This window comes from Natranaeroarchaeum aerophilus (assembly GCF_023638055.1).
Lineage (GTDB): Archaea > Halobacteriota > Halobacteria > Halobacteriales > Natronoarchaeaceae > Natranaeroarchaeum > Natranaeroarchaeum aerophilum.
Genome location: NZ_JAKRVY010000008.1, coordinates 136555 through 159305, shown reverse-complemented (window position 1 = coordinate 159305; position 22751 = coordinate 136555). Strand labels below are relative to the sequence as shown.

Here is a 22751-nt window from a genome sequence, read left to right as displayed (position 1 = left end):
GACGCCGAGATCGACTGGAACGCGCTGGAACCCGATCCAGCAGTCGTCGAATGAGCATCACAACCTACGTAGGAGTGAACGCCCGCGAATATAGCTCTCAGTCGGCAAGATGGACGAAGAGTTGTACTAAACGATTTTATTGTTAGCATACTTTGTTCCATCCATGGGAGTGTATGCCAACGAGGCAAGCGAATTTACACGTTCGACCGACGAGACAGAGGACGAGCGTGATCCGCTCGGGACTCGACTCCGTGGAGTCGCCGCCGAACTTGACGTCGACTCCGTCGAAGAAGTTCGGTCCTTTCGCGAACGACGATGAGGCTCTTTCTGGATACGAATTCTTCATCGCGGTCGTGACTGACGACCCCGACTCGGGAGACATAGCCACCGAATTGCTCGATGCCGATCAGGAGTTCCTCACGTCGACGATGAACTTCATGGAACTGCGCTCTGTTCTGACGAAGAAACGGCGCCTCGAGCAGTTGCGAGCGCACGCTATTCAGGACGAAATTACGACCGACGTACGCATCGTGATCCCTAGTGGGTCCGACATAATGACTGCCAATCGGCTGCAAAACGACACGCTTCTCTACCCGATCGACTGTCTCATTCTGGCCTGTGCGCGCAACCAGGACGCCGAACTCGTCTCGTTCGACGCCGAATTACAGGAGGCCGGCGCAATCGACCCAACGACTGTCGTTCGTGAGTAATCGCTACGTCCGGTCGACGACGCGCTGAGGATGTGGAAACCGGGGTGTGGTCGATCGTATCGATGTACTCGACGATCGTGGAGAGCGACTCCGCGGGTAGCACGAGCGGAAGTTAGTCGGCCTGGCGGACGAGCGTGTCACTTTCCGACGGCCCCTCGATGCCGGCGTCGTCGGCAGCCGACGCGTCGGTCAGGTTGCGGTCGGCTGCAGCGTCCGTGGGATCTTCCCGGGGTTCATAGGCGTGGAGACGCTCTTCTCGCGATACGTTTCTGCGCTACAAAAGGGATATAAATAACAATCCCTTACTTCGGGTAAGGTTAGTCGACCACTCGGTCGATGACTACAATCAAATGCAAAACCAATCTCAACAGCAAGCATACGACCGCGGGACGACGATTTTCTCGCCCGACGGCCGCCTCTACCAGGTAGAGTACGCACGTGAAGCCGTCAAGCGCGGTACCGGGAGCGTCGGCGTTCGTACGCCAGATGGCGTCGTGATCGCCGCGAACCGTAGCGTTCGCTCGCCGCTCATGGAGCAATCGAGCGTCGAAAAGATCCACCAGGTCGACGATCACGTCGGCATCGCGAGCGCCGGTCACGTGGCCGACGCGCGCAAACTCGTCGACGTCGCCCGACGCCGGGCCCAGACCGAACAACTGCGCTATGGCGAGACGATCAGCGTCGAGACGCTCACTCGATCGGTGACCGATCATATCCAGGAGTACACCCAGACGGGCGGTGCGCGACCGTTCGGCGTTGCCCTGCTCGTCGCCGGTGTCGAACACGGCGAACCGCGCCTGTTCGAGACCGACCCCTCCGGGACGGATTACGAGTGGCAGGCGGTCGCCATCGGCGGCGGCCGAGAGGACAGCCAGGCGTATCTCGAGGAGAATTACAGCCAGGAGATCGATCTCGACGGCGGGATCGAGCTCGCACTGGGCGCGCTCGCGGCGACGTCCGAGGACGATCTCACGGCCGACGACGTCGAGGTTGCGACTGTGCCAGTAGACACCGAGACCTACGAAGCCGTGCCACGCGATGATCTCGAAGGCATCCTCGACGAGGTGAGCTTCGATGAGTAACTGGATCCCCGGACCAGACGGAACCAGCCAGTCTCCACTCGATCCCGAACTTGGCCCCATTGCCGACGACGGAGCGACGAAGGACAACGATCTCGTCACCTCGACCGGAACGACGACGGTCGGGATCGCGACCGACGACGGCGTCGTGATCGGCACCGACATGCGAGCCAGCCTCGGCGGCCGCTTCGTCTCGAACAAGGACATCCAGAAGGTCGAACCGATCCACCCGACGGCGGCGATGACGCTCGTCGGCTCGGTCGGCGGTGCCCAGTCGTTCATCAGCAGCCTGCGTGCGGAAGCGTCACTCTACGAGACGCGCCGCGGCGAGCCGATGAACATCCCGGCGCTGGCGACGCTCGCGGGCAACTTCGCCCGCGGCGGCCCGTTCCGCGCGATCAACCCGATCCTCGGCGGCGTCGATGAAGACGGCAGCCACGTCTACAGCATCGACCCCGCCGGCGGTGTGGTGGCCGACGACTACACGGTCACCGGAAGCGGGATGCAGATCGCCTACGGGACGCTCGAACAGTACTACGAGGAGGGTCTCTCGCTTGATGAGGCCCGGTCGGTCGTCGCCCGCGCGGTCCAGAGTGCGACCGAACGCGACACCGGGAGCGGTAACGGGATCTACCTCGCTGATATCACCAGCGAGGGCGTCGAGATTCAGGGCAACAAGGAGTTCGACGACGTGTTATAGACCTGGAGTCTGGAAGCCATCTACCCGCTCCTGAACGGGTTTTCGGCACTATATAGCCGAATACACCGGTCGAGGGCATCGAAGTCGTCGTCCCAGGAGAACAGATACTCGATGTCGGTTCGCTCCATATACGCTGCGATCACGGCGTCCCCAAAGGCGAGCCCGTCGTAGGTCTCGAACAGTTCGACAGCCCGGTGAAAGTCCGCTTGTGCGGAGTGGACGAGTTCGAACCCGGCCGATTCGGAGAGTCGCTGGCGCAGGTCGACCGCTATGTCGTGGCGCTGTCGCTCGTGGATCCAGTTCAGCGTCTCCAGCAGGACACTGTCCGTCACGACACCCGCTGGTAACTCCCCGCTGTCGATGCCGCGAACAATCTCGACAGCTTGCTGGTGCCGGTTGCCAGCGCCGACGTTTTTGTAATCGATAAGGACGTTCGTATCGACGACGACCTGGCCCATCAGTTGTCCTCGCCGAACGACGGATCGGAGTCGTATCCTGCGACATCGTGAGCACCGCTGTCAGTGCTGCCAAAATCCGCTTGCAGGTCGTCATCCTCGAACGCTCCGTAGCGCTGCCTCACGATTTTGACGGATAGATCCTCGCCGTCGACGTTCCAGCGGAGTTTGTCACCGGGCTCGATGTCGAGGCGTCGCCGAAGCGAGGCGGGAATCGTGACCATTCCTCGATCACTTACTTTCGTCTCTTCCGGTGCATCACCAGTTGCCATAGTGTGGGTTACTACTCTCACTCATATACATGTGGCGCCACATGTGGTGGCTTCCCACTCGCCAGCTGGTGTTACATTGTGACTTTGTTTACAACGTTACATTGTGACACCCAGAGCCGGAGCGATGACACCCGAGTCCTGCCTTCCAGTCGAACACACGACACAGGTCCGGTAGCATAAAGAAGCCGCTGGCCGTTCGTACGAGCATGAGCGACTATCAGCCGATCTCCGAGCAGCTCGACGACGTCGAGGGCGCTCGCGAGGACGGCCACCGAAAGATGGACTGGGCGCGCCAGCACATGCCGATCCTGAACGCACTCCGCGACGACTTCGTTGCCGACCAGCCCCTTGCGGGCGAGCGCGTCGGGATGGCGATGCACGTCGAAGCAAAAACCGCCTGCCTCGTCGAACTGCTCGCCGAAGGCGGCGCGGACGTGGCGATCACCGGCTGTAATCCCCTCTCGACCCACGACGACGTCTCCGCTGCGCTGGACGAGCACGACCGGATCACCAGCTACGCGAAACGCGGCGTCGACGACGAGGAGTACTACGCCGCCATCGATGCCGTCATCGACCACGACCCGACGATCACCGTCGACGACGGCGCGGATCTGATCTTCCGCATCCACCAGGAGTATCCCGAACTGATCGATTCGATCGTGGGTGGCTGTGAGGAGACCACGACCGGCGTCCACCGCCTGCGCGCGATGGCCGAGGACGGCGAACTCGACTACCCCGTCTTCGCGGTCAACGACACGCCGATGAAGCGGCTGTTCGACAACGTCCACGGCACCGGCGAGTCTTCGCTTGCAAACATCGCCATGACGACGAACCTCTCGTGGGCCGGCAAGACCCTCGTCGTCGCCGGGTACGGCGACTGTGGCCGCGGCGTCGCCAAGAAGGCCGAAGGCCAGAACGCCGACGTCATCGTCACCGAGGTCGAGCCACGCCGTGCGCTCGAAGCCCACATGGAGGGCTACGAGGTCATGCCGATGGCCGAGGCCGCAAAGGAGGGTGACGTGTTCATCACGACGACCGGGAATCGTGACGTCATCACCGAGGAACACTTCGAGGTTATGCGGGATGGCGTCTTGCTCGCCAACGCGGGCCACTTCGACGTCGAGGTCAACCTCGACCAGCTTTCGGATCTCGCGGTCGACACCTACGAGGCCCGTGACGGCGTCCAGACCTACGAACTCGACGATGGCCGCCGCCTGAACGTCCTCGCGGAGGGTCGACTCGTCAACCTCGCCTCGCCGATCGCACTGGGGCATCCGGTCGAAGTGATGGACCAGAGCTTCGGCATTCAGGCCGTTGCCGCCCGCGAGATCGCCCAGAACGGCTCGGAGTACGATGCTGGTGTTCACGACGTACCCGACGAGCTCGACCGGGAGGTCGCCGAGATCAAACTCGACGCCGACGGTGTCGAGTTCGACTCGCTGTCCGCCGAGCAGTCGGAGTACATGAACAGCTGGGACCACGGGACGTAGCGACTGACGGTTGCTATCGCGGCGTTGCCGTACGAACGCGACCGAAACACGGTATCGGCGCTCTCCTATTTGAAGACGTAGTTCATCAGTAGCCGGCCGATCAGTCCCTGTGCTCTGGTGCTGTCGTGGCCCTGCACCATCACGGCGGTACACTCGACGGACTCAACGAGCTGGTTGCTCGGGCTGCTCAGGAGTCGCCCTCTGAGCCCACTGCTATCGACACCCGTGACCAGCAGGTCGGCGTCACCGACGAAGCGGGCGAGCCCTGCCACGCGGTCGTCGGTCTCGATGATCGACGAGCGAGCCTCCACGGTACAGATCGAGATGAGCTCCTGGTGGTACTGCTCGACGTCCTCGCGCTGGGTGTCGGGGGCGTCCTCGCCGAGCGCCTGAATGAGGTGGATCGATGCACCGGTCTCCTCGGCGACTGCGTCGGCAATCAGGAGCTTGATCGGATCGTACGTGCCGCGGGCAGCGACGACCGCGATCTCGTCGGCACCGTCGAAGCCCCGGTCCTCGACGAGCATCACGTCACACGGCGCGTTTTTCAGCAACCAGTCGGTCTCGTTGCCGAACATACGCTCGTGGAGGTGGGCTCGGTCGCGTTCGAGCACCAGCAGGTCGTAGCCCTCGTAGGTCGCGTAGTCGACGATGGCTTCCTTGTGATCCTCGCTGTCGATCTCGCGATGTTCGACCTTTGTCGTCGGGCGATCGTCGGTCCGTTTGGCGTCTATCTGCACTCCGCCCGAGGTACGCTTTGGCGGTCGGAAGGCCCCATCAGGGAGCCAGTCGGGGCGGTCACCTGACTCGTCACGGATCCACTCCGGTTCGTCCAGATCGTACACCTCCGCGTGGTCCTCGTGGAACACTCGGTGTGGAACGTCGAGGAACTCGGCGACCGTCACCACCGTGGTCCGGAGCCGTCCGAGATCAGTCGCCATACGGACCATGTCGCGTTTCGCTCGATCGGAGGTTCGTTCGGTGATCGCGACCAGCACGTCGTACTCGCGGGTGCTCTCGAACAGATCACGGGTCCGGTCGAGCGCGGTGGCGCTGACCTCCTGTCGGATCCCGGAACGAGCCGCCCCTTCGCGGTCGATCCGCTTGTGGGCGTACGTGTAGTACCAGGCCATCGAACCGCCGGTGATCACCACCGCGCCGACGATCGGGATCGTCCCCATCGTCGTCAGCAGGCCCAGTCCGGCGACGATCCCGAACAGCTGTAACCAGGGATACAGTGGGGCCACGTAGTCCGGATCGTAGCCGTCGACGGCACCCTCCCGGAAGCCGATCAGCGCGAGGTTGACCAGCACGAACACGAGGATCTGGAACGCAGACGCGAGTTTTGCGATCTGGAGAATCGGTACGAACGCGATCATCAGCAGGATGATTGCACCGGTAAGCGTGACCGCTTTCGATGGTGTACCGAAGCGCTCGCTGATGTCGGTGAACTGCCGTGGGGCCAGATCGTCCCGGGCCATCGCAAAGGGATACCGCGATGCCGAGAGGATTCCGGCGTTGGCCGTACTGATGAGTGCAAACATCGCAGCGATAGTGATCGCGATCACGCCCGGCCAGCCCAGCAGGTTGTTCGCCGCCTCGGCGATCACGGCGTCTTCCGCTCCGGGGATATCGATCGTCCCGAGGGTTCCCCCGGGTGCGTCGACGACGCCGATCGTCACGAGCACGACCAGTACGTACAGTGCAGCGGTGAAAAACAGCGAAATGAAAATTCCCAGTGGGATATTCCGCGACGGATTTTCGATCTCCTCGGCGACGCTGGCGACTTTCGTGACGCCGGCGTAGGAAACGAAGACAGCGCCTGCCGCCTCAAACAGTGACAGTGCCCCGGACGACCGGGGATCGAACGCCCCTTCCAGACGAGGGGCTTGCACCTGCGGCGTGCCGATCGTAATAAACAGCATCATTATCGCAAGCATAATCGCCACGATCCCGACCTGAAAGCGCCCGGTGACGTCCGATCCGACTAGGTTTAACGCAATCAGGACTACGGCGACTGTAATCGCAATCGCCCTGATAGAGAGTGGCAACTCCCCTCCGGCGAGGTAGATGAGATACGGGACGCCGCCTACCAGCGCGAGTGCACCTTTGAACGACAGCGAGAACCACGTGCCGACACCTGCGATCGTTCCCAACAGCGGTCCCATCCCCCGCTCGACGTAGATGTAGGTCCCCCCGTCTTCGGGCATCGCTGTCGCCATTTCGGCTTTGCTTGCAGCCGCCGGGAGTACCAGTACGGCCGCGATAATGAACGCAAGAATAACCGTCGTCCCGGCGATTTCGTAGGCTAGCGCAGGTAGAATGAAGATCCCCGAGCCAACCATCGCACCGATAGCGATCGCCGTGGTCTCGGGTAGTCCGAGATCGCGTTTTAATCCGGACGGCACGCTACAACACCTCGTCGGGAGTAGCCGCTCACAGGCCGTGAGCACGTACGGGGCAGCATCTGTTCCTGCGTTGTACTTGGTACAAATAAGGAAGATTCCTAACTAGTAAGGTATCGCTGGAGGCCTGTACACGCACTTACTCCCCGGCGGGTGCCACCCCCTCGCTGGCTTCCTGCTGGTCGTCGTCTCGCTCGATAACGCCCTGATCCCAATCGCCGACGAGGAACCAGACCGCGACCACCGCAGCGGCGGCGACGTGCGAGAACGCGATCCCCCACCAGACGCCCATCGCGCCCATCGAGAGCGCGGTAATGAAGACGAGCGTCGGCGGGATCCGCAGGCCCCACTGGGCGACCAGCGAGAAGATGAACGCCGTTCGTGTACTGCCCGCGCCGCGGAAGCCCGCATTGATCACCTGAAAGAGGCCCATGAACACGTAGGTCGGGCCGATGATCTTGAAATAGTCCGTCCCCATCCGGACGACAGCGTCGGCACCGTCGCCCTCGATGAAGATCGAAACGATCGTTTCGGCGAAAACGAACGCGAGTACGCTGAACACGGCGAGGACGCCGAAGATGATCCCCGAACTGAGCAGGACGGCTTTTCGTGCCCGGCCCTGCTTGCCCGCGCCGAGGTTCTGGCCGACCGCCGTCTCGGTCCCCTGAGCCAGTCCGACCGCAGGGAGGTAGACCAGCGTGTTGATCCGGTTGCCGATCCCGTAGGCGGCGACGGCGTCCGCACTGACGAGACCGACGAGTGCGGTCATGCCGGTGTAGGCAAGCGAGTCGGCACCGCGTTCGAGCCCCGAGGGGCCGCCGACGTCGAGGATCTTTCGCACGACGTCCAGCTCGGGTTTGAGATCCGCAAGGGAGAGATCGATCCCGACGCGTCCGGTAAACAGCAGCCAGAAGCCGATGGCTGCGCTGACACCGCGTGAAAAGACAGTGGCGATCGCTGCACCCTGCACACCATAGCCCGTAAAGCCCGTCGCGGCGAGCAGGTCGGACTGAAGGTCGAGCAGCCCAGCCCACTCGAACAGCGGGTTGTTCTCGAAGCCGAGGATCAAGAACGGGTCGAGGAGAATGTTGATCGCGACGCTCAGGCTCATCAGATACAGGGGGGTCCGCGTATCGCCCCACCCCCGGAGGATCGCCTGGAAAATGAAGAAGCCGAACATGAAGACGACCCCGACGAAGATCGTCCGGGTGTACTCGACGGCCATCCGGTGGGTCGCGGTGCCCGGATCGGTGCCGATGTACGGCAGGAGAGCTGGTGCGAGCACGTATCCGATCGCGGCGAGGATGACGGACGTGATCGAGACGAACGTAATCGTCTGCCCGGCCACGCGGGCGACCTTTTCCTCGTTACCCGCGCCCTTGTGCTGGGCGACCAGCACGGTTCCGGCGACCGTCAGGCCGCTCCCGAGACTGATCATCAGGAAGGCAAAGGGGAGCGCAAAGCCAAGCGCCGCGACGGCATCGGCCCCGAGCCGTCCGACGAAGTACGTGTCGATCAGGTTGTACGACACCTGCAGCAGCTGGGAGGCAACGATCGGCCCCGACAGTACGAGTAGCGGGACGAACAGTCGCCCCTCTGTGAGATCGACGGATCGGTCCTCACTCACTGCGGCATAGCCCCCACATATCTCCGAAGAGTTCGTCGTTCACAGTTTGGATAGACGTGCCTCTCCCGCACAGAGATAAACCTCTCACGGTTCAGAAAGAATCCCCTGGTGCAGAAAGAACGCCCCGCAAGGTACGCTCTCGGGATTGCCCTACTCGAACTCCTCGATCGTGGGTCGGTCGTGCTCGCCGGGGAACTCGCTAACCGGAGCCTGCACCTGATCGCCGCTTTCCATATCCTTGAGCGTCACTTCGTCGTTTTCGAGGTCGCGCTCGCCGACGATCACGACCGTCTCGGCGTTTACCGAGTCGGCGTAGTTCATCTGTGCGCCGAAGCTCCGGTCGGCGACGTCTGTCTCGACGACGTTGCCTGCTTCCCGTAGCTCGCGGGCGATCCGCGCAGCGACGGGACGGGTGTCGCCGACCTGCAGGACGTAGTAATCCGTCGAGAGTTCCTCCTCGGGCCAGACCCCGGCACGCTGGAGCAGCAGGGAAAGCGTCGCATCGCCGGGCGCGAAGCCGACCGCGGGCGTGGGCTGCCCGCCGAAGCTCTCGATGAGGTCGTCGTAGCGACCGCCACCGAAGACGGCGCGGGAGACCTCGCCCGTCGAGTCGAAACACTCGAAGACGACGCCGGTGTAGTAATCGAGCCCCCGGGCGGTCTCAAGCGAGAGATCACAGTACTCGCGGACGCCGAAGTCCTCGGCGGCGGCGAGCACGTTCCGGAGGTTAGTCACTGCCTCGTCGATGCGGTCAGTTCCCGCGAACTCGATCAGTTCGTCGAGTTCGTCCTCGTCGACGTCGAGCAGGTCGTCGAACTCGCGGGCCTGCTCGTAGGAGAGTCCGGCGTCGACGAGCAGGTCGTGGTACTCGGCGGTCTCGATCTTCGCGCTCTTGTCGACGGCCCGGATCGCCTGCTGGGTGGCGATCTCGCCCTCGAAGGCCTCGAGGAGGCCACCGAGGATGTCCCGATGGGAGACGCGGAACTCGAAGTCCTCGGCGTCGAGGCCGAGGTTCCGCAGCATGTCGGCCGCGACGGCCAGGATCTCGGCGTCGGCGCTCGGCTCGGCGGAGCCGAAGATGTCGACGTTTGTCTGGTAGAACTCCCGGAATCGGCCCTGCTGGGGCTCCTCGTAGCGCCAGAACGGTCGCGTCGAGAACCACTTGATCGGCTTCGAGAGCTCCTGTTGTTTGGCGACGACCATCCGGGCGACCGTCGGCGTCAACTCGGGCGTGAGCGCGACGTGACGTCCCCCCTTGTCCTCGAAACTGTAGAGTTCGTCGACGATCTCCTCGCCGCTCTTGTCGATGTACAGCTGTGCGTCCTCCATCGCTGGCGTCCCGATTTCGCGGAACCCGTAGCCCCGAACGGTGGACTCGACCTCGTCGAAGACCTGCCGACGGGCCTGCATTTCCGTGGGGTAGAAATCGCGAAAGCCCTTGATGCGTTCGTACATGGGGGTAGGTTCGCCGAGGGGACGCTTGAAACCTGTCTTTCTGCCCCTCGCGGTGGCGTCCGGTACGGGGAGAACACTCGCCTCGATTCACACTACAGTATTCGAAGTAATACGCTTCGAAATATGTAGTGTGGGTTCTGGGCCCAGTACTGCGTTCAGATGGCGATCATCGTCACGCCGACGACTGCGAGCACCGCGGCGACGATCCGGATCCGGAAGTGTTCCTCGCCGAGCAGGACGCCGCCGAGGATCACGGCGACGATCGCCTGCGTGTTGACGATCGGGGAGGCGATGCTCGCTGGAATGAGCGAGAAGGCGATGGTCGTCGTGTGTTCGCCCAGCGCGACGATCGCACCCGCCCCGGCGAGTTTTGGCAGCGCGCCGCGCAGATCGTCCGGTGGGTGTCGCAACGCAGAGGGCAGAAAGACGACGAGGACGCCCGCCAGCAACAGTGGGACCCAGATCGCGGTCGGCACCGCGAGTTCCTGCAGGACGACCCGACGACCCACGTCGGTCACCGCAAACAGCATCGCCGACAGCAACGCCAGCTGTGCCGGTCGTGAGTGGGCGGCACGACGGATCGGATCCAGCAGACTCCCGGCCCGGTAGTTCGCCACGTAGACCGCCAGCGTCGCGACGACGACGCCAGCGACCTGTAGCGGCGTCAGGAACTGCCCGAGGACCATGACCTCGATCGGGAGGACGAAGACCGGGACGATCTTGTTGATCGGCGCGACGTAGGACACTTCTCCCGCCTGAATTGCGTACAGAAAGAAGATGAACCCGCCCGCAGTTGTCAGGATCGTCAGCGTGATCACGGCGACGTGTTCGATCCCGGCACCCGCAAGTGCGGCTCCGTCACCGTTCCGGAGCGCCTGGATCGTGACCGGCGCGTAGAAGACGATGGCGAAGGCGTTGACGACGACTGCGAGTGTCGTCGCCGGGAAGTCGTTGAAATAGCGCTTGAGGACGAACAGGTAGCCGCCCCAGACGAACGCGGCAAGGATCGAATAGCCAAGTCCCAGTTCCATCGAGTTACCACCTCGACCGGGTCGAGCACGGCTGGGAGCTCACGATCAAAAACATACGCCGGGATTTGTCACGGTATCTAAAACATCCGTCGAAACATCGCACAGATGGGGTGGGTGTCGCATCGCAAGCGTTTACTTGGCCGGTACAGTAGCTCTCGCTATGGCTAACTGTCCACTGGCGGACGACTGCCCGAGCTTTTCAGAGCGGATCGAGGGGATGGGATGTAGCCACTACGGGGACCGTGGTGGCAAGGAATGGTGTACCCACTACGCCCAGCCGATCTCCGAGCTGAAGACCCAGCCTGTCAAACCCAAAGAGGAGGTCGTCGTTGACGTGACCGATATTCACGAGAGCGGTGCCGGGGTCGGCCGCACCGAGGATGGCTTTATTATCCTCGTCGATGGCATTCTCCCCGATGCGCGGGCTCGCGTCAAGATCACCAATGTCCACTCGAACCACGCGCAGGGCGAGGAGGTCGAACGGCTCCCGATGGACGACGAGGATAGAGACGAGAGTGCAGAGTCGGGCGTGCAAGAGGACGATGATGACACCGATCGGGACAGGGCCGATCCCACTGACCGCCGCCCTCAGCTCGGGAGTCGCGAGGACTTCTGGGGCTCTTGACATCCTCCCGCGCCTAAAGACGCGGGAATCCGCGAAGTGGATATTCAGGTTGCGCGTTTCCTCGGTTCTCAAGTACGCTTTCGCGTGGAACGTCAACGGTCGCCACCGAGTTGTGACCAACGGTGTGCTTTTCAGCGCGTACAGCCCTGTCAATGGGGCCTTCCTCCCCGCATACAGCGGGCGTCGAAGACAGCTGGCTATTTAACCAGCGAGGTAGCACGGTTCGACTCGCCCGAAACGTTAGCCCGTGCATGGTTCACCCTCCCGTTGTGCGATATTCTCCGAAGCGTTCAGGTCAGCGTGGCGTCCACGACCGCACTCCGAACACGAAAAGTGGTCGCCATCACGGGTTCCCATCGAACCACATTCCGAACACCGCTGGCTGGTATGGTACGCATCGACTTTCTCGACTCGGATACCAGTGCGTTCGGCTTTGTACGTGATGAACTGTTGGAGTTGGTGGAAGTGCCATGAGTGAACGCCCGACCACGAACTGTTCTCGCGGATGCCTTCGAGGTCTTCCATCCGAATGACGGGATTCTCGAACTGTTCCGCGAACGTGATGAGACGACGAGAGAGTTTGTGGTTCAAGTCTTTGATTCGACGCTGTTCTTTGTCACCCACACGGTTACGTGCGCGAAGCGCACCCGCTTGCGAAAGCGAATCGCGTAGGGAACGATATTTGCGTCGAACGTATTTCGCCTCACTACCAGACACCAGTATTGACTCGTCCTCACCGTAGGCGGTCACAGCGAGGATGTGCCGTTCACCAATATCGACACCGATGGGCGTCTCCCCCGACGTGTCGGCGTCGTATTCGATGTTGAACGTACAGTACCAGTCGTCTCCGCGACGGTAGACCTGTAGACGGCTCTTGTCGGCGTCTCCTTCGAGCAGTCGGTCTACGGGGTCGGCAATGTCGTCGTACACTTCTATCGGGGTGTACCACCATTGGGAGACGCACGGAAAGCCGACGACGACCGTGCCGTTCTCGGTCGTGTCGAGCTCCCAGTTCTGGTTGTTGACGGCGAACGGCTGACTCTCTCGGTAGCGAACCTCTCCGTCCTTGTTGTGGTCGGCTTTCGCCTCTCGAATGGCTTGGTTCTGGATGGCCGAGTAGAGGTCGTTGTCGATGCTGGCCGTGGTCACGGATTTGCCGAAGTCGTCGTTCTCCCATCCGTCGATGCAGAACTGCTTGGTGTCACGGTAGAGACGAGTAGCGTGTTGCCACTCTTTCCGCCGTGAGAGGGATGGATTGTGGAACTTCGCGGTGACAGTCACCGTGACCATTACAACTGTAATTTGACGTGGTTGCTTAAGTATCTGCTGGAATATCAGGCCGTGCTATCGTCGGTAGATTGTGTCACTTAGTGACGGCGCGTATCCACGGCCTAAAGGCCGTGGCATTGCGCTTGTTCAACCTGTAAATGCTACGGCTCCGACAACTTGTGTCCAGGTGTCTTTTTGAGCGACGACCCGTTACAACCTCCTATGAGGCTTGACCCTGATACGACCGCGCTCGTTATCGTCGACATGCAGAACGGCTTCGCCCATCCCGACGGTGCGCTCTACGCGCCGGGAAGCGAGGACGTGATCGAGCCCATCGCCGACCTGATCGAGCGCGCCCGTGAGGCGGGCGTTCAGATCGTCTACACGCGAGATGTCCATCCTCCCCAGCAGTTCGAGGGGAACCACTACTACGACGAGTTCGAGCAGTGGGGCGAGCACGTCCGCGAGGGCTCGTGGGAAGCAGAACTCGTCGAGGAACTCACGATCCAGCCCGACGATCACGTCGTCGAGAAACACACCTACGACGCCTTTCACGAAACCGAACTCGACGGCTGGCTGAGCGCGCGTGGAATCGACGATCTGGTGTTCTGTGGAACGCTTGCGAACGTCTGCGTGCTCCACACCGCAGGAAGCGCTGGGCTGCGTGACTACCGACCGATCCTCGTCGAGGACGCCATCGGGGCGATCGAGGACGACCACAAAGAGTACGCTCTGGAGCACGCCGAGTGGCTCTTTGGCGAGGTCACGACGCGTGCGGAGATCGAGTTCGAGTAATCGGAGGTTTTTCGCCCTCGGCCGTGTCAGTGCAGACGATGAAGGACGAGTCTTCGCTCCCGGATGCGGACGCGGTCGGTGACCGGGTCGCAACCGCACTCGACGCCACGGTCCGGTCGGTGACCGAACTCGACGGCGGGCTGGTCGGACGGGTGTTCCGCGTCGATTTCGCCGACCGAGCGCCGGTCGCCGCGAAAGTCGACGACAGTCCGCTGGAGAACGAGGCGCGAATGCTCCGCTGGCTCGCCGCCGAGACGCAGCTTCCCGTCCCCGACGTCTACTACGTCGAGTCTGACCTGCTCGTGATGGAGTACGTCGAGGGCGACGGCGTCTTCGACGAGCGCGCAGAGCGAGACCTCGCCGATCACCTCGCAGCGCTTCACGACGTGACCGCCGACGCCTACGGGTTCGAGTTCGACACCCTCTCGGGACCGTTCATCCAGTCGAACCCGTGGACCGACTCGTGGATCGAGTTCTTCCGCGACCAGCGCCTGCGTCCGTTCGCGCGAGCCGCTCACGAGGACGGCTCGCTCACTGACGAGGGGCTCGCACGGATCCGCCGTCTCGCGGATCGACTCGACGACCTGCTCGTCGAACCGCCCAGTCCCTCGCTGGTCCACGGGGACCTGCATCCCGGTAACGTCGTGGTCGCTGACGGCGCGGTACAGGCGGTGATCGATCCGGCGATCTACTTCGGTCACGACGAACTCGGGCTGGCATACGTACAACGGTCGCCCGAAATCGGCGAGGCGTTTCTCGACCAGTATCGCCAAACCCGTTCGATCGATGCGGGCTACTTCGAGGGGCGCAAAGACGTCTACACGGTCTTTCACGTCCTCGAAAACGTCCGGTATTTCGGGGCGGAAGTGCGACCACGCCTCGACGAGGCACTCGATGCTGTCGGCCTCTGATGGAACCGTTTATCCGGACGACGACGAACTGGTGGGCATGGAGGTCCAGCACACCGCGGTCGCAGTGTCGGATCTCGATGCCACGAAAGCCTTCTACGAGGACGGACTCGGACTGGTCTACGAACACGACTTTCACGTCGACGGAACGCACCACTACTACGTGAGTGGTGAGGAACTCGATACGGCGATCCAGTTCGTTCACGACGAGAGCGGGGACACAGAGATCGAGCCTTCAGGGATCGTTCACCTCGCGCTGCTGGTCGATGACGTCGACGAGACCGTCGAGGAACTGGTCTCCGAGACGGGCTGTACAGTACTGAAGGGACCACTCACCGTTGAGGAGGCGAACGCTCGCGCGGCGTTCGTCGAGGACCCCGATGGCTACGAGGTCGAACTGTTTCGCTGGCTGGAGTAGGTGTCGCCAGCGATCGGGCCGTCAACTCGAACTCGAAGCCCCAGCTCCCGATATCGTCGTCGCTGTGCTCCGCCCGGTACGTTCCCGTTGCCGACCGCGAACAGCCACATCCCTGTCAATACACGCAGGATATTACGGGGATGATAGCTCTACTCGATCCGGACGCGAACCCGCTCTCCCCGCTGAAATACGGCGTCCGGACAGATCAGTTTCGCGCCGAAGCGCTCCCGGTCGGCAAACAGCGCGATGCCGGTGATCGGCTCGCCGTTCGCTAGCACGGTCACGTCGTCCCATGTGACGTCCCGGCCGGTCGCGACGCCGACCTGGCTACCGGCTAGCTCGACGGGCTCGCGGTCCGTATGGCCGCTTGTTCCCGCACCGATCAGCCCGCCGCAGTCGTAGTGTGGCAGCCCGCCGTCGAGCACCGCTTGCCCGTCAAGCGTTCCCAGCCCGACGAAGTACTCGCCCGGCGCGGGATGTGCCGGCTCGTCGAGGACGGCGTACGTCTCGCCACGCTCGACGACGGTCCCGCGCCCGTCCCACGCGAGGGCTTCGACGTCGACTGCGGGCTCGATCGGCAGGGAGCCCGACGCCCTGACCGGGTCGGCGTCACGCGGTCGAATTCCGACGTGGAGGTGATTGTCGACCCACGGCGCGAAGAAGCCAGCTCGAACCGGGCGGCCGAGCGAGTCGCCGATACTCACCCGGTCGCCCGGCTCGACGCTCGGATCGACGTGCATGATCCGCACCAGCTGGTCGCCGGTATCGACGACGATCAGGTAATCCTCTCGCTCGGCGTAGGGTTTCGGTGGTGCCTGCACCGTCCGGGTCAGGGCGACCGTTCCGGTCACGGGACTCGGCACGGTCGTGGCATCGGCGTCGGGATAGAGGTCGATCGCCGAGCCGGTGTCGTGGGCGGTGTACGGCGAGTTGTACAGGGAAAACCGTCGATACTGGGAGAGGACGCGTTCGGAGAGGGTGACCATCGAACGGGCTTTAGTGTGCGAGTACTTAACGCGTGTCGATGAAGCTCGTTCGCGGCCGTGCGGCGACGCGCGCGGCCGATCGTGCGGCAACGGCGGCGATGCTCGATCGAACCGCAGAGAATCGCCAGCCTGCGCTTCGCGTCTGGACGCCCCACCAACAGGTCACATTCGGGCGTCGTGACGCCAACGAGGACGGCTACGAGGCTGCCCGAGCGGCTGCCCGGAAGCGCGGGTTCACGCCGACGGAGCGGAGCGTCGGCGGGCGCGCTGTGGCCTACACTGGGACGACGCTCGCGTTCGCACACGCGCGCCCGATCGATGATCTCCGACAGGGGCTGGGTGACCGATACGACGACGCGACGACGACCGTCCAGCAGGCGCTGGCGGGGCTCGGCGTCGATGCCACGGCGGGTGAGCCGCCGGAGGCATTCTGTCCCGGATCGTACTCCCTGCAGGCGGATGGCAAGCTCGTCGGCATCGCACAGCGGGTCCGAAGCGGCGCGGCGCTGGTCTCGGGAATCGTGATCGTCGACGACTGCACGGCGATCGGTGACGTGCTTGATCCGGTCTACGACACGCTCGGCGTCCCGTTTGATCCGCACTCTGTCGGTAGCGTCGCCAGTGCAGGCGGGCCTGCCGAGCCGGGAGCCGTCGCTCGCGCGCTTGAAAATGCCTTTGTCGGTGACGAAACACGGACCGTTCTCTCTGTCGGCGAGTTCGTCGACGTCGAGGATTAGAATAGCCCGGCGAGGACGGCGAGGCTCTCGATACCGATAGCAACCCCGACCAGCGCGCCGCCGTAGACCGTCGAACCTGCCATCGACCACGCCGAAAAGCGGTACGCTGGCGTGTCCGACATTGCCATCGGGACGATCAACGAGCCGCGCGCCACCGGAAGGACGTTCGTCACTGCGATGGCCGGTGATCCCCACCGATCGAGCCAGCCTTCCGCACGATCCAGTCCCTCGGCGTCGATCGGGACGCGATCTATCGCCGCGAGGTCGATCTCGCGCCGCCTGACAAGCACGAACAGGATCGACTGGCCGACCGTCGCCCCGAGGACCGCGGCGGCGAGAACCGGGACGACGTCCAGCAGACTCGTCCCCATCGCGACGACGACCGCAACGAACAGCGTCCGCGTCGGGATCACCTTCCCGACGAGCGCACCCTCCAGTACGAAGACCAGAAAGAGCACCACGACGCCGTACCGGGCGACGAGGTCGATCGTCAGCCCTGCGGCCGCGTCTATCATTTCAACTATCCAATGGAACCGTGGCTATAAAGCTCTTGTACTCGGCGCGGACGTCCAGCCGGTGTAACATTGTGACATTATATACAATGTTACACCGAAGGTGGTGTTCTGCTTGTTCAGTTCGTCACGGTCACCGCCTCACCGACATTCGGGACGTTTAGGGGCCTCGCCGATTCAGTACTACCATGCTCATCACGAACGCCGTCTTGCCGGACGACCGCGAGGTCGACGTCCGGATCGAAGACGGACGTATTGCGGCCGTCGAACCGTCGCTCGACGGAGTAGCAGACATCGACGCCGACGGAAAGCGCCTCTTTCCGGGCGCGATCGACGTTCACGTCCACTTTCGCCAGCCGGGCTTCTCGCACAAGGAAACGTGGGAAACCGGCTCGAAAAGCGCCGCGGCGGGCGGCGTGACGACCGTCGTCGACCAGCCCAACACCGATCCGGCGACCACGGACGGTGAAGGATTCGACCGGAAGGCCGAGCTTGCGGCGGCCTCCTACGTCGATTACGGGATCAACGGCGGGGTCACCGCCGACTGGTCCCCAGAGGAACTGTTCGAACGCCCCCTGTTCGCGCTCGGCGAGGTCTTCCTCGCCGACTCGACCGGCGAGATGGGAATCGATGCCGACCTGTTCGCCAATGCCGTCGAGCGCGCGGGTGCACACGACACGACCGTCACAGTTCACGCCGAGGACGCGACGCTGTTCGACGAGTCGGTCAAGGATATGCCCGCGGTTGGTGCAGGCACTGACGCGAACGCCGACCTCTGGAGCGCCTTCCGGACGCCCGAAGCCGAGCAAGCGGCGGTCGAGCGCGCTATCGAGGTTGCTGGCGACACCGGCACGGACGTCCACATCGCCCACACCAGCACGCCGGAGGGGATCACGGCCGCGAAAGATGGCGACGCGACCTGTGAGGTAACGACCCACCACCTCTTTCTCTCGCGGGACGACCTCGAGGAACTCGGTACTCACGGGCGGATGAACCCGCCCCTGCGCGACGAGGAGCGCCGCCGGGACGTCTACGAGGCGGTCGCCGACGGCACTGTCGACATGATCGCGACTGATCACGCACCGCACACGCTCGACGAGAAAGACGCCGGGATCTGGGAGGCTCCGAGCGGCGTGCCGGGCGTCGAGACGATGCTTCCACTCCTGCTCGAAGAGGCCCGTCAGGACCGCTTTTCCTACGAGCGCGTTCGCGATCTCATCGCCGCCAACCCCGCGGAGACGTTCGGCCTCGCCCGCAAAGGTCGGATCGAGGAAGGCTACGACGCCGATCTTGTCCTCTTTGACCCTGCCGAGGCGACCGAGATCGACGCCGAGACGCTGCACACGAAGTGCGAATGGACGCCGTTTGCGGGACTGCCGGGCGTCTTCCCCGAACTCACGATGGTTCGTGGAGAGGTCGTCTATCAGGAGGGTGAGTTCGGCGACGCAGTCGGCCGGAACGTTCGCGAACATGGCGGACAGTGATTCTCGCCCCGCTGCCAGTCGAGCGTCACGGCGACACGGTACCGATCCGGCCGCCGACACGGTAAAAACCCCTCTCGCCGTGAATCGCTACTCGTGGGCGTCCAGGTCGCCGCCACAGTGAGGGCATTCGGCGGCGTCGTGGCGTAACTGCTCGCTCGACGAGCGGACCTCCCGCATCACTGCCGAGATACGGTCTTCGGCGTCGAGTTCGTCCTCGACGTCCAGGTCGACGCCCTCGACTTCGAGCAGGAACTTTGCGACCTCGGTGACCTCGTACATCACGTCATCGAGCTCTTCGGCGGTGAAGAAGTCACACATCGCCCCGTAGAGGAAGGTTGCCCCTGCAGTGCGAACCTTCTCCTCGAACGACGCGCGCGCCTGATTGACCGCCTGTGGGCTGTAGGTGTCGGTCATGAAGGGGACCAGTTCGGGCAGGTTCTCACCGATCTTGGTCATCTCGACGCCCGTTTCGGTCCGGAAATCGGCACAGAGCCGGGCGATCGCCCACTCGCGGGCAGTGATATACGTCCGGTCGCGCAGGAACTCGTTGACACGGTCGTACTGTGCGCCGTCCATCTTGGTGAACTTCTCGTACTTCTGGACGTCCTCGGGAACCTGCGAATCGGTATCCGGGACGCCGGGCTGTGGTGAACTCGATGATTCGGCGTCCATTTCAGGGTCGTTGCCCGTATCGGGTGTATCGTCCGGTTCGGGATTGTCGTCCATCTCGTCGTGTGCTACCGGTCGGTCAGCGTGCTCCCCATCGATGCCTGTCCCCGGCGACTCCTCGGTCATACCTCTCATTGCCGAGGCGGTGGCAAAAGAATTGTCGTCGTGCTGGGGTTGGCACTCACGTAGTGATTGTCGGAAAACGAGAGTACGACGTTCGGTGGTCGTGTCGGTTGTGCCCGTCCTTCCTGATTCTGCCCGTCTTGACGGAGCCGCGTGTGGGGTCCTCGGCTCAGCCGAGGATGTACTTTGCGGCGGGGTACTTTTCGATGAGTGGTTCGCCGCCGATGTCCAGCTGTTCGATGTGTTTGTCGAGGCCGAGGATTCGGCCTGCGCCGAAGGCGGCCACCGCCAGGAAGACGACGGCGTAGATGAGCGTCGAGTCGAAGACGGCGAGCCACTCTGCGGGCCAGCCGCCGAGGTAGAACAGCGCCATCTGCATGGCACCGCCGAGGGCGGCGAGGCGAACGAACGCGCCGGTGATGAGTGCGAGGCCGATCAGGACCTGCGTCAGTGGGACGATTACGTTGACGAATTCCATGAACAGCCCACTCTCGGCCATTAGTGCGAACAGGCCGCTGGCGGGGCTGACTGCGTCGACGTTGGCGAGGTAGCCGCCGGCGTCGAAGGCCTCGCCGCTGAAGATGGCGTATTTGCCGAGTCCGGCAAAGAGGATCATGCCGCCGATCATGACCCGGAGTAGGACGACAAACCACGCACTCAGGGCGTGTGGCTGGCCTTCGAGGTTAATTCCCGCGTACTGGCTTTCGAGTCGGTTTTGTGATTTCGTGGACATCGTGATCTGCCTCGTACACTCATTGATCGGCGCTATCAGTACTTGAAGACCCGACGCGGTTCTCAGCATCTGAGAACATGTTCGAGAGAACACACGCGGCCGGTAGCTGATCCTGATTCGGATCCGGATGTAACGAGCCCATAGCGGACAGTAACTGATTGGCACATCGCGGTCACCCGATGGTAACCCATCAATCTTTATGGCTCTGGCACAACTTCACGCATAACGATGGCTGGCACTGACGGGGAACATATCGAAGACCTACCGCCGAGCGCAAAGCTCGTGTTCAAAGTACTGGAGTACGACGGTCCCCTGACACAGAAACAGATAGTCGAGGAGTCGATGCTATCGGCTCGAACCGTTCGCTACGCCCTGGAGCGACTCGAGGATATCGGTATCGTCGACGAAGACGTCTATTTTGCGGACGCAAGACAGAGCCTCTACGAGATCGACGAGGACGCCATGGCCCGCGCCGACGGGTGTGCCGAACCCGGTGCCTGCGCCGAATAACGAGAGCACTCTCTGGATATATAGAGCGTTGACAGACAACCGTGCGACTGGGGTCGGGTGCCGATCGGTTTTTGACACTTGATGTCGTTGTGTTTGTATGAACTGGATGGAGCTGTTCGAACACGCCGAGGAATGGTCGGTCAGCGAGTCGGAGCTTTCGGATGCGCTCACGGAGCGCCGAGCGACGCCGACAGATGAGTAACCGACACACCGAGATGGACGTCGACCCGGCCAGTGTCGTCGCGGATGCCGACGTGCTGGCGGCGGACCTCCTCGTGGGGGGTCCACCCCGAGACGCGCTCGATCACGTCCGTGCTCACTCCTGGGTCAAGCTGGTGGCAAGCGACCACCTGCTGGACGACGCCACGGGGCTGATCGAACAGTTCGCGAACGAGCGGCTGGCCGAGGAGTGGCGAGCCAGGATCGAACGGGAGCGGGTTTCCGTTGAACATCCACCGGACGATCACCCCGCACTCGCCAGTGCCTACCGCGGGAAGGCAGCGCATGTCCTCTCGTTCGACGAACGGTTGAACAGTGCACAGGCAGGGGCATCGCTACAGAGCCACGTTACAGTGAGCGTCAGACACCCGAACGCATTTGCTACCGTCTTCGACCCCGAAAGTCTCTATGGAGTGTTACACGACGGCGAGTACCCGGGTCCGGATCGGGATCCGCGGTCCTGATCACTTCTGTACAGCCAGCCAGTCCGCAAAGGCCGCCAGTGCCCGAGCACGATGGGAAATCGCGTTTTTCTCCTCAGTCGATAGCTCGGCGAGCGTCCGGCCGTCGTGCTCGAAGATGGGATCGTAGCCGAAGCCGCCGTCGCCACGCGGTGGAACAATCCGACCTCGAAGACTTCCCTCGAAGGTCTCGACGGTTTTCCCGTCGCAGTAGCCCAGCACGGTTCGGAACGCGGCGCGGTGGTTCTCCTCACGCTCGACTAGCTTCTGGACGCGCTCGATACCCAGTGTATCGTCGACGTACGCCGAGTACGGCCCCGGAAAGCCCTCAAACGCGTCGATGAACAGCCCAGTATCATCGACCAGCACCGGCTCGTCGCCCTCGATCTCGCGGTAGGCCTCGCGTGCGCCACGCGTGACGATGGCTTCAAGGTCGTCGCTCTGGATCTCGGTGTAATCGTAGTTGACCTGTCGAACCGTTTCGGGGAGGTATTCCCGTGCTTCGCGGACCTTCCCCTCGTTGCTGGTGACAAACTGGATCATACACCCCGGTCGGTAGTCCCGGGGAAAATAGGCGTCGGTTAGTCGTCGTCGACGATGACTTCGACCGGTTCCTCGTCGGCCTCGTCGGTGTCCTCACCGCTCCCGCTTTCGAGCCACAGGAGCGCGCCGGCGACAGCCAGAACCACCCACGAGCGCCAGTTAGCGAGGTTCAGTGTGTAGCCGACCCCGAACGGCTTCTCGACGAGCATCCCCTCGCCTGGTTCCCAGTATGACGAGATGAGCCGTCGCATGTTCGGGCGGTCGAAGTTGTACGGTACGCCGAGGATCTCACCGGAGGTCGGTTTGTCGGCCATACGAGAGGTTATGGCCGGGAGCGTAATCAACGTTGGTGTAGTGGGGCGAACAGTCGATACGAACGGCGTATGGCGCGGCGTATCGAACACCCGCGCAGGCCAGCGCCACAGCGGTTTCCTCAGAGCACGAGGGCTCTGGCCGCGGGATCGGTTATAAATATACGGCCGTTCGAACTCGATCGCCGCACCCTGACGCGACCACCTTTTGTCTCGACCGACTC

Annotated in this window: 26 protein-coding genes; 13 read left to right on the top strand and 13 right to left on the bottom strand. The window is 62.8% G+C overall.

Going from position 1 to position 22751, the window contains the following annotated elements:
- Positions 1-163: 163 nt before the first annotated feature.
- The 4 genes from AArcSt11_RS13960 to psmB all read left to right on the top strand — a co-directional run bounded on the left by AArcSt11_RS13960 (position 164) and on the right by psmB (position 2489).
- Complete coding sequence (locus tag AArcSt11_RS13960) at positions 164-319, top strand: hypothetical protein (protein WP_250597962.1); 156 nt, start codon at positions 164-166, stop codon at positions 317-319.
- A 34-nt stretch (positions 320-353) separates the two neighbouring features.
- Complete coding sequence (locus tag AArcSt11_RS13955; RefSeq protein ID WP_250597960.1) at positions 354-710, top strand: type II toxin-antitoxin system VapC family toxin; 357 nt, start codon at positions 354-356, stop codon at positions 708-710.
- 350 nt (positions 711-1060) lie between these two features.
- Positions 1061-1792, top strand: coding sequence for an archaeal proteasome endopeptidase complex subunit alpha (psmA, locus tag AArcSt11_RS13950; RefSeq protein WP_250597958.1), 732 nt, complete (start codon positions 1061-1063; stop codon positions 1790-1792).
- Positions 1785-2489, top strand: a complete 705-nt coding sequence (psmB, locus tag AArcSt11_RS13945) for an archaeal proteasome endopeptidase complex subunit beta (protein ID WP_250597957.1) — start codon at positions 1785-1787, stop codon at positions 2487-2489. The genes psmA and psmB overlap by 8 nt, the downstream gene beginning before the upstream one ends.
- A 20-nt stretch (positions 2490-2509) precedes the next feature.
- Here the strand turns inward: psmB and AArcSt11_RS13940 are convergent, their stop codons facing one another.
- Together AArcSt11_RS13940 and AArcSt11_RS13935 are read right to left on the bottom strand one after the other, a co-directional pair.
- Positions 2510-2947 (bottom strand): type II toxin-antitoxin system VapC family toxin, encoded by a 438-nt coding sequence (locus tag AArcSt11_RS13940; RefSeq protein ID WP_250597956.1) that lies wholly within the window; start codon positions 2945-2947, stop codon positions 2510-2512.
- Positions 2947-3216: an AbrB/MazE/SpoVT family DNA-binding domain-containing protein gene (locus AArcSt11_RS13935; RefSeq protein WP_250597955.1), complete on the bottom strand. Its 270-nt coding sequence runs from the start codon at positions 3214-3216 to the stop codon at positions 2947-2949. The genes AArcSt11_RS13940 and AArcSt11_RS13935 overlap by 1 nt, the downstream gene beginning before the upstream one ends.
- Before the next feature lie 206 nt (positions 3217-3422).
- Here AArcSt11_RS13935 and AArcSt11_RS13930 point away from each other — a divergent pair, with 206 nt between their 5' ends.
- Positions 3423-4706 carry an adenosylhomocysteinase gene (locus AArcSt11_RS13930; protein WP_250597954.1) on the top strand — a complete coding sequence of 428 codons (1284 nt, stop codon included), beginning with the start codon at positions 3423-3425 and terminating at the stop codon, positions 4704-4706.
- A 65-nt stretch (positions 4707-4771) separates the two neighbouring features.
- On the opposite strand, the gene AArcSt11_RS17115 is transcribed toward AArcSt11_RS13930, so the two are convergent.
- The 4 genes from AArcSt11_RS17115 to AArcSt11_RS13910 form a co-directional block, all read right to left on the bottom strand.
- Positions 4772-7114 carry an amino acid permease gene (locus AArcSt11_RS17115; RefSeq protein ID WP_250597953.1) on the bottom strand — a complete coding sequence of 781 codons (2343 nt, stop codon included), beginning with the start codon at positions 7112-7114 and terminating at the stop codon, positions 4772-4774.
- 136 nt (positions 7115-7250) lie between these two features.
- Entirely contained in the window at positions 7251-8738 is a 1488-nt protein-coding gene (locus AArcSt11_RS13920; protein WP_250597952.1) for an MATE family efflux transporter, read from the bottom strand.
- A 150-nt stretch (positions 8739-8888) separates the two neighbouring features.
- Positions 8889-10193: a histidine--tRNA ligase gene (gene hisS, locus AArcSt11_RS13915; RefSeq protein WP_250597951.1), complete on the bottom strand. Its 1305-nt coding sequence runs from the start codon at positions 10191-10193 to the stop codon at positions 8889-8891.
- Between the two features lie 155 nt (positions 10194-10348).
- The gene (locus AArcSt11_RS13910; protein WP_250597950.1) at positions 10349-11224 is read right to left on the bottom strand and encodes a DMT family transporter; all 876 of its coding nucleotides are present in this window, start codon (positions 11222-11224) and stop codon (positions 10349-10351) included.
- A gap of 160 nt (positions 11225-11384) precedes the next feature.
- Here AArcSt11_RS13910 and AArcSt11_RS13905 point away from each other — a divergent pair, with 160 nt between their 5' ends.
- A complete protein-coding gene (locus AArcSt11_RS13905; RefSeq protein WP_250597948.1) occupies positions 11385-11849 on the top strand; it encodes a TRAM domain-containing protein in 465 nt (154 codons plus the stop codon).
- A gap of 240 nt (positions 11850-12089) precedes the next feature.
- Here the strand turns inward: AArcSt11_RS13905 and AArcSt11_RS13900 are convergent, their stop codons facing one another.
- Positions 12090-13139, bottom strand: a complete 1050-nt coding sequence (locus tag AArcSt11_RS13900) for an RNA-guided endonuclease InsQ/TnpB family protein (protein ID WP_250597946.1) — start codon at positions 13137-13139, stop codon at positions 12090-12092.
- Positions 13140-13340: 201 nt separating this feature from the next.
- Here AArcSt11_RS13900 and AArcSt11_RS13895 point away from each other — a divergent pair, with 201 nt between their 5' ends.
- From AArcSt11_RS13895 to AArcSt11_RS13885, 3 genes are read left to right on the top strand one after another with little or no spacing between them, the layout of a single operon-like run.
- Positions 13341-13913, top strand: coding sequence for a cysteine hydrolase family protein (locus tag AArcSt11_RS13895; protein ID WP_250597944.1), 573 nt, complete (start codon positions 13341-13343; stop codon positions 13911-13913).
- Positions 13914-13951: 38 nt separating this feature from the next.
- Entirely contained in the window at positions 13952-14824 is an 873-nt protein-coding gene (locus tag AArcSt11_RS13890; protein ID WP_250597942.1) for a fructosamine kinase family protein, read from the top strand.
- Positions 14808-15239 (top strand): VOC family protein, encoded by a 432-nt coding sequence (locus AArcSt11_RS13885; protein WP_250597940.1) that lies wholly within the window; start codon positions 14808-14810, stop codon positions 15237-15239. Before AArcSt11_RS13890 ends, AArcSt11_RS13885 begins: the two co-directional genes overlap by 17 nt.
- Before the next feature lie 149 nt (positions 15240-15388).
- Here the strand turns inward: AArcSt11_RS13885 and AArcSt11_RS13880 are convergent, their stop codons facing one another.
- Positions 15389-16225: a DUF8155 domain-containing protein gene (locus AArcSt11_RS13880; RefSeq protein ID WP_250597938.1), complete on the bottom strand. Its 837-nt coding sequence runs from the start codon at positions 16223-16225 to the stop codon at positions 15389-15391.
- 38 nt (positions 16226-16263) lie between these two features.
- Here AArcSt11_RS13880 and AArcSt11_RS13875 point away from each other — a divergent pair, with 38 nt between their 5' ends.
- Positions 16264-16962, top strand: a complete 699-nt coding sequence (locus tag AArcSt11_RS13875; protein ID WP_250597937.1) for a lipoate--protein ligase family protein — start codon at positions 16264-16266, stop codon at positions 16960-16962.
- Here AArcSt11_RS13875 and AArcSt11_RS13870 read toward each other — a convergent pair.
- On the bottom strand, positions 16959-17477 hold the full coding sequence (locus AArcSt11_RS13870) for a DedA family protein (protein WP_250597936.1): 519 nt from the start codon (positions 17475-17477) through the stop codon (positions 16959-16961). The two genes, AArcSt11_RS13875 and AArcSt11_RS13870, sit on opposite strands and share 4 nt — an antisense overlap.
- 185 nt (positions 17478-17662) lie before the next feature.
- On the opposite strand from AArcSt11_RS13870, the gene AArcSt11_RS13865 reads away from it, so the two are divergent.
- The gene (locus tag AArcSt11_RS13865) at positions 17663-18958 is read left to right on the top strand and encodes a dihydroorotase (RefSeq protein ID WP_250597935.1); all 1296 of its coding nucleotides are present in this window, start codon (positions 17663-17665) and stop codon (positions 18956-18958) included.
- 87 nt (positions 18959-19045) lie between these two features.
- On the opposite strand, the gene AArcSt11_RS13860 is transcribed toward AArcSt11_RS13865, so the two are convergent.
- Positions 19046-19684, bottom strand: coding sequence for a DUF5806 family protein (locus AArcSt11_RS13860; protein WP_434803501.1), 639 nt, complete (start codon positions 19682-19684; stop codon positions 19046-19048).
- Positions 19685-19919: 235 nt separating this feature from the next.
- Complete coding sequence (locus AArcSt11_RS13855; protein ID WP_250597934.1) at positions 19920-20483, bottom strand: DoxX family protein; 564 nt, start codon at positions 20481-20483, stop codon at positions 19920-19922.
- A gap of 228 nt (positions 20484-20711) precedes the next feature.
- Between AArcSt11_RS13855 and AArcSt11_RS13850 the strand changes: the two genes are divergently transcribed.
- Positions 20712-20993 (top strand): winged helix-turn-helix domain-containing protein, encoded by a 282-nt coding sequence (locus tag AArcSt11_RS13850; protein ID WP_250597933.1) that lies wholly within the window; start codon positions 20712-20714, stop codon positions 20991-20993.
- 194 nt (positions 20994-21187) lie between these two features.
- Entirely contained in the window at positions 21188-21676 is a 489-nt protein-coding gene (locus AArcSt11_RS13845; RefSeq protein WP_250597932.1) for a DUF7384 family protein, read from the top strand.
- Here the strand turns inward: AArcSt11_RS13845 and AArcSt11_RS13840 are convergent, their stop codons facing one another.
- Together AArcSt11_RS13840 and AArcSt11_RS13835 are read right to left on the bottom strand one after the other, a co-directional pair.
- Positions 21677-22216: an XTP/dITP diphosphatase gene (locus tag AArcSt11_RS13840; RefSeq protein ID WP_250597930.1), complete on the bottom strand. Its 540-nt coding sequence runs from the start codon at positions 22214-22216 to the stop codon at positions 21677-21679.
- A 38-nt stretch (positions 22217-22254) separates the two neighbouring features.
- Positions 22255-22530 carry a DUF5808 domain-containing protein gene (locus tag AArcSt11_RS13835; RefSeq protein ID WP_250597929.1) on the bottom strand — a complete coding sequence of 92 codons (276 nt, stop codon included), beginning with the start codon at positions 22528-22530 and terminating at the stop codon, positions 22255-22257.
- Positions 22531-22751: the final 221 nt, after the last annotated feature.

Excerpts from the sequence above, each read along its gene's own strand:
- AArcSt11_RS13935 (WP_250597955.1), bottom strand. The coding sequence starts at position 3,216 with ATGGCAACTGGTGATGCACCGGAAGAGACGAAAGTAAGTGATCGAGGA.
- AArcSt11_RS13845 (WP_250597932.1), top strand. The coding sequence starts at position 21,188 with ATGAGTAACCGACACACCGAGATGGACGTCGACCCGGCCAGTGTCGTC.
- AArcSt11_RS13860 (WP_434803501.1), bottom strand. The coding sequence starts at position 19,684 with ATGGACGACAATCCCGAACCGGACGATACACCCGATACGGGCAACGAC.
- AArcSt11_RS13940 (WP_250597956.1), bottom strand. The coding sequence starts at position 2,947 with ATGGGCCAGGTCGTCGTCGATACGAACGTCCTTATCGATTACAAAAAC.
- AArcSt11_RS13910 (WP_250597950.1), bottom strand. The coding sequence starts at position 11,224 with ATGGAACTGGGACTTGGCTATTCGATCCTTGCCGCGTTCGTCTGGGGC.
- AArcSt11_RS13905 (WP_250597948.1), top strand. The coding sequence starts at position 11,385 with ATGGCTAACTGTCCACTGGCGGACGACTGCCCGAGCTTTTCAGAGCGG.
- hisS (WP_250597951.1), bottom strand. The coding sequence starts at position 10,193 with ATGTACGAACGCATCAAGGGCTTTCGCGATTTCTACCCCACGGAAATG.
- AArcSt11_RS13855 (WP_250597934.1), bottom strand. The coding sequence starts at position 20,483 with ATGTCCACGAAATCACAAAACCGACTCGAAAGCCAGTACGCGGGAATT.
- AArcSt11_RS13930 (WP_250597954.1), top strand. The coding sequence starts at position 3,423 with ATGAGCGACTATCAGCCGATCTCCGAGCAGCTCGACGACGTCGAGGGC.
- AArcSt11_RS13835 (WP_250597929.1), bottom strand. The coding sequence starts at position 22,530 with ATGGCCGACAAACCGACCTCCGGTGAGATCCTCGGCGTACCGTACAAC.
- psmB (WP_250597957.1), top strand. The coding sequence starts at position 1,785 with ATGAGTAACTGGATCCCCGGACCAGACGGAACCAGCCAGTCTCCACTC.
- AArcSt11_RS13850 (WP_250597933.1), top strand. The coding sequence starts at position 20,712 with ATGGCTGGCACTGACGGGGAACATATCGAAGACCTACCGCCGAGCGCA.
- AArcSt11_RS13885 (WP_250597940.1), top strand. The coding sequence starts at position 14,808 with ATGCTGTCGGCCTCTGATGGAACCGTTTATCCGGACGACGACGAACTG.
- AArcSt11_RS13875 (WP_250597937.1), top strand. The coding sequence starts at position 16,264 with ATGAAGCTCGTTCGCGGCCGTGCGGCGACGCGCGCGGCCGATCGTGCG.
- psmA (WP_250597958.1), top strand. The coding sequence starts at position 1,061 with ATGCAAAACCAATCTCAACAGCAAGCATACGACCGCGGGACGACGATT.
- AArcSt11_RS13900 (WP_250597946.1), bottom strand. The coding sequence starts at position 13,139 with ATGGTCACGGTGACTGTCACCGCGAAGTTCCACAATCCATCCCTCTCA.
- AArcSt11_RS13960 (WP_250597962.1), top strand. The coding sequence starts at position 164 with ATGGGAGTGTATGCCAACGAGGCAAGCGAATTTACACGTTCGACCGAC.
- AArcSt11_RS13890 (WP_250597942.1), top strand. The coding sequence starts at position 13,952 with ATGAAGGACGAGTCTTCGCTCCCGGATGCGGACGCGGTCGGTGACCGG.
- AArcSt11_RS13895 (WP_250597944.1), top strand. The coding sequence starts at position 13,341 with ATGAGGCTTGACCCTGATACGACCGCGCTCGTTATCGTCGACATGCAG.
- AArcSt11_RS13870 (WP_250597936.1), bottom strand. The coding sequence starts at position 17,477 with ATGATAGACGCGGCCGCAGGGCTGACGATCGACCTCGTCGCCCGGTAC.
- AArcSt11_RS13840 (WP_250597930.1), bottom strand. The coding sequence starts at position 22,216 with ATGATCCAGTTTGTCACCAGCAACGAGGGGAAGGTCCGCGAAGCACGG.
- AArcSt11_RS13880 (WP_250597938.1), bottom strand. The coding sequence starts at position 16,225 with ATGGTCACCCTCTCCGAACGCGTCCTCTCCCAGTATCGACGGTTTTCC.
- AArcSt11_RS13865 (WP_250597935.1), top strand. The coding sequence starts at position 17,663 with ATGCTCATCACGAACGCCGTCTTGCCGGACGACCGCGAGGTCGACGTC.